Raw genomic sequence first — 12,952 nt, forward strand, 5'->3', positions numbered from 1 at the left:
GGCGGATTGTCGATCTCCCGTGGCGGGAAACATGCGTTCGGGGAGTGTGACGGGGGGATGTGCCATGGGGATGGGATTCGCGGCGCCCGCCGCGGGCGATGACGGCGGTTTCTGGGACGGGTTCTGGCAGCAGTCGGGCGGCACCGCCGTGTGGGTGCTCGGCATCTTCGCGGTGATCGTGATCGTGGTCGCCGTACGCCTGGGCTCAGGGTTGATGCTGCGCCACCGCGGCAACCGCCTGCTGCCGGTGGTGGTGTCCGAGGACCGCGGCCTCCTCGGCGGCCAGGCCAACGGCCACCGGGGCAACGGCGGAGGGCACGGCGGGACGGAGCACGCGCACGGCAACGGCCACGGCCGGGAGTCCGCGCGCACAGGGGAACTGGCCGCGTACATCACCGAGCACATGGCCGCCGACGCGCTCGGCCCGCGCGTCCTGACCCCCGGCAGCGGCACCCCCACCGGCCCGGACCCGGCACCGGAGACGACGTCCTCGCCGCACGGCTGGGTGGACGTGATGAAGCGCCTCGCCCTCTTCCGGCCGCGGGCGTACCACGTGATGCTGCACTGCCTGTCGGCCGACGACAAGCCGCCCCGCTTCTCGGTCCGCATCCTCTACATGCCCAAGAACACCGTGGTGGCCGCCACCGTCATGGAGGGCGAGGACACCGGGCCCGACCCCACGGACGAGGAGATCCGGCGGCGCGACCGGCGGCTGTACGAGCGGATCGCCTGCTACTGCGCGGTCAAGATCCTCGGCGACCCCCGCTCGCAGGACCGCATCCCCCGCTGGGAGAGCTGGGGCGACGACTACGACTCGTACCGCTTCCACCGCATGGGCGTGCGGGCGCAGGAGGAGGCGCTGGCCGCGAAGAAGCGCAACGACCCCGCCCAGGAGCGCGCCCACTACCGGCACGCCCTGCGGCACTACGAGGAGGCCGCCGCGCTGGTCCCCGGCAACCTCACCGTGCGCCTCCACCAGGCCGGCGTCCTGGAGCTCATGGGGCAGGACGGGGGCGCGGAGGAGCCCGCCGCCCACATCCAGCACGCCATCGAGATCTACGAGGACTGCGTCCAGCTGTGGCCCGAGCACGTCGAGACCGCCTACCGCCTGTCCATCGCCTGCGCGGAGCAGAACCGTGCACGCGCGCGCGGCGGTCACCGGCCCGAGGACTACGAGCGCGACTCCCGGGAGCACCTGCGGCTGCTCCTGAACCGGCTGTCCTGGTCGGCCATGGCCCGCCGCTACGCCCGCACGTGGCTCTTCGGCCGCCGCAACCTCGGTGAACGCCGTTACTGGCGCCAGTGGTTCGCCATGGAGCGGCCCCGCCCGGCGCTGCGCACCCGCCGGCGTTCCTTCCTCGCGGCCGTGCGCATCGCTGAGGCGGCCGAGGAACTGCGCATGAACCGTCAGCCGGAGCCCGACCGGCTGCGCGAGGCGTTCGTCACGGTCGCCAAGGAGGTGACGGGCGGCGTGTGGGCGCGCTGGAGCTGGCTGTGGAGCGGACCCGACTGGGGGATACGCCGCATGCTCCACGCCGACCACCGGCGCGGCGGCGGCCACGCGGGCGCCGGTTCCCCCGCCCCCGGACCGTGGCACCGGCGGGGACCCCGGCGGCGTACCCACGCCCAGGCCCTGATCACCGGCCCCGCGCCGGGGCACCGCGTGCCCAACCGCGCCTCCGCGGGGTACCTCGTCTACTACAACGCCGCGTGCTTCCTGAGCCTCGCCCTGAACGTGACGCCGCCCGCGGGGTCCGTCACCTGGTCCGGCGACGAGTGGCGCGAGGACTGCGCCCGCGCGGCCGTCGCCCAGCTCAACAGCAGCCTCCGCGTCACCCGCAGCCAGTTCTCCGCGGCCTGGGCCGAACGCGACACCGACCTGCGCCCGTTGTTCACCGGCCGCCTCCGCGACGACCCGCCGGCCGCCCCCGGCACCGACGCGCCACGCTGGGTGCGCATCGGACGCAACTGGGCCGGATTCGCCGGGATCCACGTCGCGGACTGACGGAACGGCACCGGTCCGCGCGGGGGTTCAGGCCACCGGGCGGACGGTGCCGCCGCTGTCGGCGCGCTGCGCCGTTCTGAAGCGGCGCTGATAGGCGGCGGGGCTGATCGACATCTTCCGCGCGAAGACCCGCCGCATGCTCTCGTAACTCGGGAATCCGGCCAGCGACGCCACCTGGGTCGCGGTGTGCCCTTGGTCGAGCAGGGCTTTGGCCATGTCGAACCGGATCGTCTCCACGTACCGGGCCGGCGTGGTGGACAGTTCGTCGCGAAAGAGCCGGCTGAGATGCCGGGAGCTCAGGTTGAGGTGTCTGGCGAGTTCCCCGACCGAGTGGTCTCCCGCGGGGTCGGCCGTCACCAGGTCGGTGATCCTGCGGATGGCCGGGGATCGGGGCGGTGGCCCCTGCAGCGGGACGGAGAACTGTGACTGGCCGCCCGAACGCTGCAGATAGACCACCAGGGCCCGGGCGACGTCGCGGGTCAGATCAGGACCGTGATCCTCCTCGACGAGTGCCAGCGCCAGGTCGATGCCGGCGGTCACCCCCGCCGAGGTGTACGTGGAGCCGTCGCGAACGTATATCGCATCGGGTTCGACGCGGCTGGCCCGGCACCGGGCGGCGAGTTCGTGGGTGACCTTCCAGTGTGTGGTCGCGCGCTTGCCGTCCAGGAGACCGGCGGCGCCGAGGACGAACGCTCCGGTGCAGATGGACGCGACCCGGTCGGCCCGGACCGCCAGCGTCCGCGTGGCCTCGACCAGATCGCCGGCGACCGGATCGCGCGGGTAGAGGTCCGCGCCGGCCACCAGGAACGTATCGGGAGCGGACGCCGAGGCGGCGGCCTCGACCGCGATCCGGATTCCGATGGACGAGGTGACGTCGGCCCCGGTGGGTGAGACCAGCACGACCTGGTAGTCGGCACCGAACCGGTTCGCTTCCGCGAACACCTCCGCGGGGCCCGCCACGTCCAGCAGGGTGACCCCGTCATAGACGAGGATCACGACCCGATGCGCGGCGGAACTCACGTCCCCATTCTCCGCCTGTCCGGATTCGGGTGACTCATGGCGGGACCGAGGTGGCGCCGAACCCCTGGTGGTCGGCAGTGTGGAAGACGGAAACACCGTTCATTCCTAGCACACCGGTATCAGAAAGCGCAGATGTCATGACTGAGATCATCGCGGGGGTGGAGATTCCCGAAACAGCGGCGGTCGCCGAAGCCACCCGCCTCATTCGGGAGGCGACCCGTCCTCTCCTCTACCACCACTCCCGGCGCGTTTTCGTCTTCGGCGTCCTTCACGCGCGCCGACTCGGCTTGGAACCGGATCCGGAACTGCTCTACCTGTCCGCCATGTTCCACGACCTCGGCCTCATGACGCCCTTTTCCGACGTGGAGCAGCGCTTCGAGGTCGATGGTGCCGACCACGCGCGCACGTTCATGCTCGACCGCGGTTTCCCGGCCGACGCCGCCGACGTGGTCTGGACGGCCATCGCGCTGCACACGACGCCGGGAATTCCCGGCCGGATGGGCCCGGAGATCGCCATCACGAATTTCGGGGTCCTCACCGACGTGCTCGGCCTGGGGCTGGACGAGCTGGATCGCGCCCAGGTGGAGGAAATCACCGCTCTCCATCCGCGGGGCGACTTCAAGAACGAGTTCCTCCAGGCTTTCGTCGACGGCCTGGAACACCGCCCGGAGACCACGAACGGAACCGTGAACGCGGACGTGCTGGAGCACTTCGTTCCCGGCTTCCGCCGCACCACCACGGTCGAGCGCATCATCGGCGCGCCCTGGCCGAGCTGATCGGCGAGCCGCGGAGCCCCCGCGAAGTTCAATTCGAGAATTCCCCAGCAAAGGAACTGACATGAAAGCCGTCATCGCTCGAGACCGTGCCGCCGGAGCCGCTGGGCTCTCCCTCACGGACATGCCGTATCCGCACGCCGCCGAGAACGATGTCGTCGTGCGCGTGCATGCCGCGGGCTTCACACGGGGGGAACTCACGTGGCCGGGAACCTGGTCCGACCGGGCCGGCCGCGACCGGACGCCGAGCGTGCCCGGGCACGAACTCTCGGGCGTGGTGGCCGGACTGGGCTACGGAACCACGGGCCTGACCGTCGGTCAGCGGGTGTTCGGACTGGCCGACTGGACCCGGAACGGCTCACTGGCCGAGTACGCCTCGGTGGAGGCCCGCAACCTCACTCCGCTCCCGGCGGACGTCGACCACACGGTGGCCGCCGCGCTGCCGATCTCCGGGCTGACCGCATGGCAGGGCCTGTTCGAGCACGGCCGAGTCACTGCGGGCCAGACCGTGCTGATCCACGGTGCCGCCGGCGGGGTCGGGTCGATCGCCGTGCAGCTCGCGCGCGAGGCGGGCGCCCGGGTGATCGGCACCGGCCGGGCCGCCGACAGGGACACCGCACTCGGTCTCGGCGCGGACACCTTCGTGGACTTGCAGAACGACCGGCTCGAGGACGTCGGCGAGGTCGATCTCGTATTCGATGTGCTCGGCGGCGACCTCCTCGAACGGTCGACCGCGCTGGTCCGCGCCGGCGGCACGCTCGTCACCATCGCGGAGCCCCCCGCGGTCCGGCCCGACGACGGGCGGGCCGTGTTCTTCGTCGTCGAAGCCGACCGGCTCCGCCTCGCGGATCTCGTCCAGCGTGTGCGGGACGGGCGGCTCAAGGTGCTCGTCGGGGATGTGCTGCCCCTGTCCGGAGCGCCCGCGGCCTTCTCTCCCGACGGGCGCCGCACGCGCGGCAAGACGATCGTCCGGGTCACCGAGGACTGAGCCGACCGGGGCGCGCCCGGACACCGTTGGGCCCGCGCGGCGGGCCCACACACCCTGCCCGTGCCCGGAGTTCACCGTTGACAGGATTGGCTAACAGCATTAGCTTGTAGCTAACAAGATTAACCAGTCCGGAGGGGTGTCATGACCGAGTACCTTGCTGTTGACGGTGGCACGATCGCCTACGAAGTGGCGGGATCGGGCCCGCTGATCGTTCTCGCACACGGCATGGGCGACAGCCGCGCCGCCTACCGTGCCGTGATACCGCCGCTGGTGGCGGCCGGCTATCGGGTCGCCGCGGTCGACCTTCGCGGCTGCGGCGAGTCCAGCGTCGACTGGCCGGCCTGGAGCCGCACCGCCATCGCCGGCGACCTGCTCGCCGTGATCCGCCACCTGGGCGGCCCGGCCGTGCTCGTCGGCCACTCGATCTCCGGCGGCGCCGCCACCATCGCCGCGGCGCAAGAGCCCTCGCTCGTCAGCGCCGTCGTCGAGTTGGCGCCGTTCACCCGCAAACAGTCCATCCGCCTCGGCGACCTGCGGGTGAAGCGCTTCCGGCAGGGCATGATGCGACTGCTCGGCACGGGCGTGCTCGGCAGCGTGCCGCTCTGGCGGTCGTACCTCGACGTGGCCTACCCCGGCGTGAAGCCGGCCGACTGGGCCGAGCGGCTCGGCCGCATCGACTCCCTGCTGCGCGAGCCGGGCCGGATGAAGGCCCTGCAGGCCATGGGCCGCAACGCCCCGACCGACGCCGGCGCGCAGCTCGGCAACGTCCACAGCCCGGTCCTGGTCGTGATGGCCACGCTCGACCCCGACTGGGCCGACCCGCACGCCGAGGGTTCGGCGATCGTCGACGCCCTGCCGTCCGGCCTCGGCCGCCTGGAGATGATCGAGGGTGCCGGGCACTACCCCCACGACCAGTTCCCCGACCAGGTGGTCACCCTCATGCTCGACTTCCTCCGATCGGTCGCCTCCCGTGCCTAGGGCCGGCCTGGACCAGGCAACCGTGGTCGCGGCCGGTGCCGCCCTCGCCGACGAGGTGGGCCTCGCCAACCTCACGATGGGACTGCTGGCCGAGCGGCTGGGCGTGCGCACCCCGTCCCTGTACAAGCACGTGGGCGGCCAGGAGGATCTCATCCGGCGCATCGCGGCCCTCGCCCTGAGCGAAGCCGGCGATGCCATCGGACGCGCGGTCCAGGGGTACGCGGGCCGCGACGCCCTGGCGGCCGCGGCGCGCTCCTTCCGCGCCTTCGTCCTGGAACATCCCGGCCGGTACGGCGCGACGATCGGCCTGGAACCGTCCGGCCCGGACGATCCGCTGATCACCGCGAGCCGGCGGTCGCTCGGCCCGTTCACAGCGGTCCTGCGCGGCTATGACGTCGCAGAGTCCGACGTGGACCACGCCCTGCGCATGCTCCGCAGCCTCTTCCACGGCTTCGCGACGTTGCAGGCGGCCAACAGTTTCCGGTGGAGCGCCGACATCGACGAGAGCTTCGAGTGGCTGATCGCCTTCACCGACCGGGGCCTGCGCGCCATGCGAGAGGAGGGCATGCGGGCCGACAGCTGATGCGCCGTCACCGGAACCCACGGGACGGCGCCACCCCGGCCGGCACACCGTCCAGGGCTTGACCGGCGGTGACGGTCAGGCAGGCCTGGCCGGGGTTGCCTGGCCGGGAAGGCACTGTGGGGGGTGAAAGTCTGCTCTCGCCGCCGCATGTTGCAGCCGCAACTCGCTGGGGCTCACACCGTACGCCGCCTTGAAAACGCGACTGAAGTGGGGCGCGCTGGCGAACGCCCACCGATGGGCGATCGCCTCGACCGTCATGAACTGATGCACCGACGACGCCAGTTCTCTCCTGCACTCTTCGAGGCGCTGCGTCCTTATCCATTCGCCGAGGGTGATTCCCGCTCGGGACAGGGTCACGTAGAGCTGACGCACGGAAATCTGATGCTCGGCGGCGATACGTGTGGCGGTCAGGTCGGGCTCTGCCAAGTGGAGGCGGACGTATTCCTGAACACGCTGAAGAAGCGTGCTGTTCAGCGGCGCTCTGGCCAGGTCGTCCCGGCCCAGGGCCACGGTGACCACGGCTCTGATCAGGTCGACACAGGGCTCCGCGAACAGGTCGGTCTCAGCCTCGCCGACAGCGGCCTGATCACGGGCCAGCCGGGTGAAAAACGCTGCTGTGGCACCCACGACCGGGCGCTCCGAACCGAGTCGTACAGCTGTGACCTGGTCGAGCAGGGACGGCCGCAGCCCCAGGACGTGCGTGGGAACGCGCACGAGGACCGAACGCATCGTGCCGTGGAAAAAGACCTCGTAGGGCTTCGTGTTCTCAAGCACCGCGAGATCCCCCGCCCGTGTCACACCCTGCCTGCCCCCTTGGTGGAGCCGGGAGACCCCCGCTTCCTGGAGATGGACGAGAACGTGGGGCACCATGTCCTCGTCCACCGGGGCGGTGGCACGGCGGAGGCGGGCCACGTTCCAGCCGATTTCCGAGACTTTCACCGACCCCACCGCGTTGGTGGTCGCATGGGCCCTCAGGCGATTCGGGTTCGGCGGAAGGTCCACCTCTATGCGGCCGTTGATGGACCACGAGAATTCACGGATCGCGTCCGCGCGATCGCCGGGAGCCAGCGACGCCACATCGAGTCGATCTGCCATGCGGGCTGCCTCCTGAACTGGTCGCGGAGCCTGCGCTGCGGCGGCAGGCCTCCACGGTACTGCGGCAAATGGCCCGTTTGGCGGCTTTTACTGTATCGTGCACCTTTATTTCCGCACTGCCCTCGCGCTGCGGACCTCCGCACTCGGCGCCCCGACGGGCAATCGATCGGCGGCCGGATGTGTGGGGGAGGTCCACTTCGGCCCAGAGGGCCTTGCCGCCCCGCACCGGGCGGGTGCCCCATCTGCGGGCCGGACGTGCCGCACGGCGGACCATACGTGCGGTAACCCGGGAACGCGCCTGCTCGACCTGTGAAGCGGCCGTGCTGTGGGACGCGCACGCCGGAGCCTTGTGGCGGCGCTTCTCCATCTACCTGCGCCGCGAGGTCGCCGAGCGCGCCGGACTGACCCAACGCGCCTTCCGTGACCTGCCCGGCTGTCCTTCGCCGAAGCCGCCGACGGCCCTGATCCACCCCCCGGGAACGACGAAGGCCCAGGCCGGGGAAAACCTCCCCTGACCTGGGCCTTCGTCCTGCAGAGCGGGCGACGGGAATCGAACCCGCGTAGCCAGTTTGGAAGACTGGGGCTCTACCATTGAGCTACGCCCGCAACGGCCAGTCATTCTGGCACACCGCATCGTAGCCGATCGACCTGGCCCGCGCGCACCCGGATATATGGCCGCCGGGGTGTGCCGGGGCATGTACTCTACGTGTCGCACCGACGGGGTGTGGCGCAGCTTGGTAGCGCGTCCGCTTTGGGAGCGGAAGGTCGTCGGTTCGAATCCGGCCACCCCGACCAGTCCTCGGCGCCATGCGCCGGAGAGGCCCGGCTGCACGTTTGTGGTACCGGTAGGATGGGTTGCTGGCCACCCGGCATGCGGCCGCACCGCCGAATCCGCATGATCGCCGAGCGGCCGCCCATCAACGTAAAGCCCCCAAGGAGACCCAACCGTGAAGAGCGCCGTCGAGACTCTGAACCCGACCCGGGTTCGACTCACTGTCGAGGTGCCCTTCGAGGAGCTCAAGCCCAGCCTCGACGCGGCGTACAAAAAGATCAACCAGCAGGTCACGGTGCCGGGCTTCCGTAAGGGCAAGATCCCCGCGCGCGTCATCGACCAGCGGTTCGGCCGTGGCGCGGTCCTCGAAGAGGCCATCAACGACGCCCTGCCGAAGTTCTACACGGAGGCGGTCAACGAGGGCGAGCTCAACGTCCTCGGCCAGCCCGAGGTCGACATCACCGAGTTCAACGACGGTGAGGAACTGAAGTTCACCGCCGAGGTGGACATCCGTCCCGTCATCGAGATCCCGGACTACTCCGGCATCGAGGTCACCGTCGACGCCCTCGAGGTGTCGGACGAGGACGTCGAGAAGTCCATGGACCAGCTGCGCGAGCGCTTCGCGTCCACCACGGTGGTCGAGCGCGCCGCCGCCGACGGCGACGTCGTCGTCGTGGACCTTGAGGCCAAGGTCGACGGCGAGGTGCTGGAGGACGGCGTCGCCAAGGGCGTCAGCTACACCATCGGCTCCGGCCAGCTGCTCGACGGCATCGACGAGGCCGTCACCGGCCTCGAGGCCGGCGGTTCCGCCACCTTCACCTCCGAGCTCAAGGGCGGCTCCGCGGCCGGCCAGGCGGCCGAGGTCAAGGTCGACGTGACCTCCGTGCAGTCCCGCGAGCTTCCGGAGCTGGACGACGACTTCGCCCAGCTGGCCAGCGAGTTCGACACGCTGGAGGAGCTGCGCGCCGACGCCGTCAAGCGCCAGGAGCGCATCAAGCAGTACGACCAGGCCACCCAGGCGCAGGAGAAGGTGCTCGACGCCCTCCTGGAGCTGGTGGAGATCCCGCTGCCCGAGAAGCTCCTGAACGACGAGATCGAGACCCGCACGCACAACCTGGAGCACCACCAGTTCCCGGCCCTGGGCCTGGACTGGGACACGTTCCTGGAGCGCGAGGGCAAGACCCGCGAAGAGTACGACGCGGAGATCGAGTCGCAGGCGAAGAAGGGCATCAAGACCCAGTTCGTGCTGGACGAGCTCGTCTCCAAGGAGAAGCTCTCGGTCAACCAGGAGGAGCTCACCGAGCACCTCATGCGCCGTGCCGCCTCCTCCGGCATGAGCCCCGACCAGTTCGCCCAGGCCGTCGTCGAGGGTGGCCAGGTGCCGCTGCTGGTGGGCGAGGTCGCCCGCGGCAAGGCGCTGGCCCTGGTCGTCGAGGCCGCGACGGTCAAGGACACCAACGGCGAGGTCGTCGACCTGGAGGACGAGGAGGACGAGACCGGCGAGACGGTCGAGGCTTCCTCCGAGACCCCCGCGGCCGGCGACGAGGCCAAGGACGAGGCGAAGAAGGACGGCGCCGAGGCCTGAGCCTCGCGCCGCCCGATGCGTCGTATGACGGGCCCGGACGCCCCCCGCGTCCGGGCCCGTTCTGCTTGGGTTCGCTCACGGCGTAGGCCTTGCCTGCGCTCACAGCGAACAGTTTCGCGTGGGGGATTGCCGGGCCCTACCTGCGCGTTAGGGTCCGTAAGTACGAGGGCCCGTGCCCTACGAGAAGTCCCTGAGACGGCTCAGCGCCGTCCGACAACGAGCAGGTGGATACGTGACGACTCCGATGCCTTCCGCCGCCGGCGAGCCGACCATCGGTGGCCTCGGCGACCAGGTCTACAACCGGCTGCTCGGCGAGCGGATCATCTTCCTCGGCCAGCCTGTTGACGACGACATCGCCAACAAGATCACCGCGCAGCTGCTCCTCCTTGCCGCCCAGCCGGACAAGGACATCTACCTCTACATCAACAGCCCCGGCGGCTCCGTGACCGCCGGCATGGCGATCTACGACACCATGCAGTTCATCAAGAACGACGTGGTCACCATCGCCATGGGCCTGGCCGCCTCCATGGGCCAGTTCCTCCTGACGGCCGGTACGCCGGGCAAGCGCTTCGCGCTGCCGAACACCGACATCCTGATGCACCAGCCGTCCGCCGGTCTCGCCGGTTCGGCGTCCGACATCAAGATCCACGCCGAGCAGCTGCTGCGCACCAAGAAGCGCATGGCCGAGCTGATCGCGCAGCACTCCGGCCGTAGTGTCGAGGAGATCACCCGCGACTCCGACCGCGACCGCTGGTACTCCGCCGACGCGGCCAAGGAGTACGGCCTGATCGACGACGTCATCACGCACGCGGTGAACGTACCGGGCGGCGGCGGCACGGGCGCCTGACGGGCCTGAGCCCGATCAGCCCCGCAGGACCGACCCCAGCCCTCTGCTCATCATCAGGACGGTGAACGTGACCACCCAGAACTTCCCCGGCAGCGGCATCTACGACCGTACGAGCGCCGCCGAGGCCCGCTATGTCGTCCCGCGCTTCATCGAGCGCACCTCCCAGGGCGTTCGCGAGTACGACCCGTACGCGAAGCTCTTCGAGGAGCGCGTGATCTTCCTGGGCGTGCAGATCGACGACGCGTCCGCCAACGACGTCATGGCGCAGCTGCTGTGCCTGGAGTCGATGGACCCGGACCGCGACATCTCGGTCTACATCAACAGCCCCGGCGGCTCCTTCACGGCGCTGACGGCCATCTACGACACGATGCAGTTCGTCAAGCCGGACATCCAGACGGTCTGCATGGGCCAGGCGGCCTCCGCCGCCGCGGTGCTGCTGGCCGCCGGCACGCCCGGCAAGCGCATGGCGCTGCCGAACGCCCGCATCCTGATCCACCAGCCGTACAGCGAGACCGGCCGCGGCCAGGTCTCCGACCTGGAGATCGCGGCCAACGAGATCCTGCGCATGCGTGCGCAGCTCGAGGAGATGCTCGCCAAGCACTCCAGCACCCCGATCGAGAAGATCCGCGACGACATCGAGCGCGACAAGATCCTCACCGCCGAGGAGGCTCTCTCCTACGGTCTGGTCGACCAGATCGTCTCGACCCGGAAGAGCTCGAGCGTCGCGGTCTGAGGACCGCCAGAGGCCTTACGGGCCTCGTGAGGCACGAAAGTCCCCTCTTGGGGCGGCGGGGTTGTGCAGGTCACGGCCCAGTCGTTCCAAGGGGGGCCCGCACTGGGGGCGCGGCAAGGTACCGTCGATACGCAAGCACCAGGACTCGTCGAACTGACGGGACCCAGGCGAAGGGGAAGCACCTCGTGGCACGCATCGGTGACGGCGGCGACCTGCTCAAGTGCTCATTCTGCGGAAAGAGCCAGAAGCAGGTGAAGAAGCTCATCGCAGGGCCCGGTGTGTACATCTGCGACGAGTGCATCGATCTCTGCAACGAGATCATCGAGGAGGAGCTCGCCGAGTCCTCCGAGGTGCGCTGGGAGGATCTCCCCAAGCCGCGCGAGATCTATGAGTTCCTGGAGAGCTACGTCGTCGGCCAGGAGCCGGCGAAGAAGGCGCTCTCCGTCGCGGTCTACAACCATTACAAGCGGGTGCAGGCCGGTGAGAACGGCGGCCGCGGTCACGACGACGGCATCGAACTCGCCAAGTCCAACATCCTGCTGCTGGGCCCCACGGGCTCCGGCAAGACCCTGCTGGCGCAGACCCTGGCCCGGATGCTCAACGTGCCGTTCGCGATCGCGGACGCCACGGCGCTGACGGAGGCCGGTTACGTCGGCGAGGACGTCGAGAACATCCTGCTGAAGCTGATCCAGGCGGCCGACTACGACGTCAAGAAGGCCGAGACCGGGATCATCTACATCGACGAGATCGACAAGGTCGCCCGCAAGAGCGAGAACCCGTCGATCACCCGCGATGTCTCCGGTGAGGGCGTCCAGCAGGCGCTGCTGAAGATCCTGGAGGGCACCACGGCCTCGGTGCCGCCGCAGGGCGGGCGCAAGCACCCGCACCAGGAGTTCATCCAGATCGACACCACCAACGTGCTCTTCATCGTGGGCGGTGCCTTCGCCGGCCTGGAGAAGATCATCGAGTCCCGCGCGGGCGCCAAGGGCATCGGCTTCGGCGCGACCATCCGCTCCAAGCGCGAGATGGACGCGGCCGACCAGTTCTCCGAGGTCATGCCCGAGGACCTGGTCAAGTTCGGCATGATCCCCGAGTTCATCGGCCGTCTGCCGGTCATCACCAGTGTCCACAACCTCGACCGCGAGGCCCTGCTGCAGATCCTCGTCGAGCCGCGCAACGCCCTGGTCAAGCAGTACCAGCGGCTGTTCGAGCTCGACGGCGTCGAGCTCGAGTTCGAGCGCGGCGCGCTGGAGGCCATCGCGGACCAGGCCATCCTCCGCCAGACCGGCGCGCGCGGTCTGCGCGCCATCATGGAGGAGGTGCTGATGTCGGTCATGTACGAGGTGCCGTCCCGCAAGGACGTCGCGCGCGTCGTCATCAGCGAGGACGTCGTTCACTCCAACGTGAACCCCACCCTGGTGCCGCGCGAACCGCGCATCATCGGCAAGGGTGAGCAGAAGAGCGCGTAGCGCTTCCCGAGACATGTGAGGGGGGGGCCCGCCCCAGGCGGGGCGACCCCCCACAGTTTAGAGGCCCAAATTATTTTAGGGGCTGTCGGCCCGGAAATGAGCCT

At 69.7% G+C, this 12,952-nt stretch carries 11 protein-coding genes, 2 tRNA genes and 1 pseudogene; 11 read left to right on the forward strand and 3 right to left on the reverse strand.

The features are described 5' to 3' along the window. Window positions 1-64: 64 nt before the first annotated feature. Window positions 65-2,005: a hypothetical protein gene (locus ACFWVC_RS02695; RefSeq protein WP_384274904.1), complete on the forward strand. Its 1,941-nt coding sequence runs from the start codon at window positions 65-67 to the stop codon at window positions 2,003-2,005. A 27-nt stretch (window positions 2,006-2,032) separates the two neighbouring features. On the opposite strand, the gene ACFWVC_RS02700 is transcribed toward ACFWVC_RS02695, so the two are convergent. Continuing rightward, window positions 2,033-3,025 carry a GlxA family transcriptional regulator gene (locus ACFWVC_RS02700; protein ID WP_384274907.1) on the reverse strand — a complete coding sequence of 331 codons (993 nt, stop codon included), beginning with the start codon at window positions 3,023-3,025 and terminating at the stop codon, window positions 2,033-2,035. Window positions 3,026-3,162: 137 nt separating this feature from the next. Between ACFWVC_RS02700 and ACFWVC_RS02705 the strand changes: the two genes are divergently transcribed. The 4 genes from ACFWVC_RS02705 to ACFWVC_RS02720 all read left to right on the forward strand — a co-directional run bounded on the left by ACFWVC_RS02705 (window position 3,163) and on the right by ACFWVC_RS02720 (window position 6,347). Further along, a complete protein-coding gene (locus ACFWVC_RS02705) occupies window positions 3,163-3,801 on the forward strand; it encodes an HD domain-containing protein (protein WP_384275006.1) in 639 nt (212 codons plus the stop codon). 61 nt (window positions 3,802-3,862) lie between these two features. Next, window positions 3,863-4,786, forward strand: coding sequence for an NADP-dependent oxidoreductase (locus ACFWVC_RS02710; RefSeq protein WP_384274913.1), 924 nt, complete (start codon window positions 3,863-3,865; stop codon window positions 4,784-4,786). 141 nt (window positions 4,787-4,927) lie between these two features. Continuing rightward, on the forward strand, window positions 4,928-5,764 hold the full coding sequence (locus tag ACFWVC_RS02715) for an alpha/beta fold hydrolase (protein WP_384274918.1): 837 nt from the start codon (window positions 4,928-4,930) through the stop codon (window positions 5,762-5,764). Window positions 5,765-5,786: 22 nt separating this feature from the next. Next, complete coding sequence (locus tag ACFWVC_RS02720) at window positions 5,787-6,347, forward strand: TetR/AcrR family transcriptional regulator (protein WP_384275013.1); 561 nt, start codon at window positions 5,787-5,789, stop codon at window positions 6,345-6,347. A gap of 75 nt (window positions 6,348-6,422) precedes the next feature. Here the strand turns inward: ACFWVC_RS02720 and ACFWVC_RS02725 are convergent, their stop codons facing one another. Beyond that, a complete protein-coding gene (locus ACFWVC_RS02725; RefSeq protein ID WP_384274924.1) occupies window positions 6,423-7,442 on the reverse strand; it encodes a helix-turn-helix domain-containing protein in 1,020 nt (339 codons plus the stop codon). A 185-nt stretch (window positions 7,443-7,627) separates the two neighbouring features. On the opposite strand from ACFWVC_RS02725, the pseudogene ACFWVC_RS02730 reads away from it, so the two are divergent. Beyond that, window positions 7,628-7,965 (forward strand): annotated as a pseudogene (locus tag ACFWVC_RS02730) (replication initiator); the annotation flags it as partial. Between the two features lie 12 nt (window positions 7,966-7,977). On the opposite strand, the gene ACFWVC_RS02735 reads toward ACFWVC_RS02730, so the two are convergent. Further along, window positions 7,978-8,048, reverse strand: a tRNA-Gly gene (locus ACFWVC_RS02735). A gap of 112 nt (window positions 8,049-8,160) precedes the next feature. On the opposite strand from ACFWVC_RS02735, the gene ACFWVC_RS02740 reads away from it, so the two are divergent. From ACFWVC_RS02740 to clpX, 5 genes are all read left to right on the forward strand, one after another. Then, window positions 8,161-8,237 (forward strand) — tRNA-Pro (locus tag ACFWVC_RS02740). A 152-nt stretch (window positions 8,238-8,389) separates the two neighbouring features. Further along, the gene (tig, locus tag ACFWVC_RS02745; protein WP_384274929.1) at window positions 8,390-9,799 is read left to right on the forward strand and encodes a trigger factor; all 1,410 of its coding nucleotides are present in this window, start codon (window positions 8,390-8,392) and stop codon (window positions 9,797-9,799) included. A gap of 244 nt (window positions 9,800-10,043) precedes the next feature. After that, window positions 10,044-10,646 (forward strand): ATP-dependent Clp protease proteolytic subunit, encoded by a 603-nt coding sequence (locus ACFWVC_RS02750; protein WP_384275019.1) that lies wholly within the window; start codon window positions 10,044-10,046, stop codon window positions 10,644-10,646. Between the two features lie 61 nt (window positions 10,647-10,707). After that, entirely contained in the window at window positions 10,708-11,379 is a 672-nt protein-coding gene (locus ACFWVC_RS02755) for an ATP-dependent Clp protease proteolytic subunit (protein ID WP_384274934.1), read from the forward strand. Between the two features lie 185 nt (window positions 11,380-11,564). Continuing rightward, window positions 11,565-12,848: an ATP-dependent Clp protease ATP-binding subunit ClpX gene (gene clpX, locus ACFWVC_RS02760; RefSeq protein WP_319661338.1), complete on the forward strand. Its 1,284-nt coding sequence runs from the start codon at window positions 11,565-11,567 to the stop codon at window positions 12,846-12,848. The last annotated feature ends 104 nt before the right edge of the window (window positions 12,849-12,952 follow it).

The sequence above is a fragment of the Streptomyces sp. NPDC058691 genome (genome assembly GCF_042714775.1).
Classification (GTDB): domain Bacteria; phylum Actinomycetota; class Actinomycetes; order Streptomycetales; family Streptomycetaceae; genus Actinacidiphila.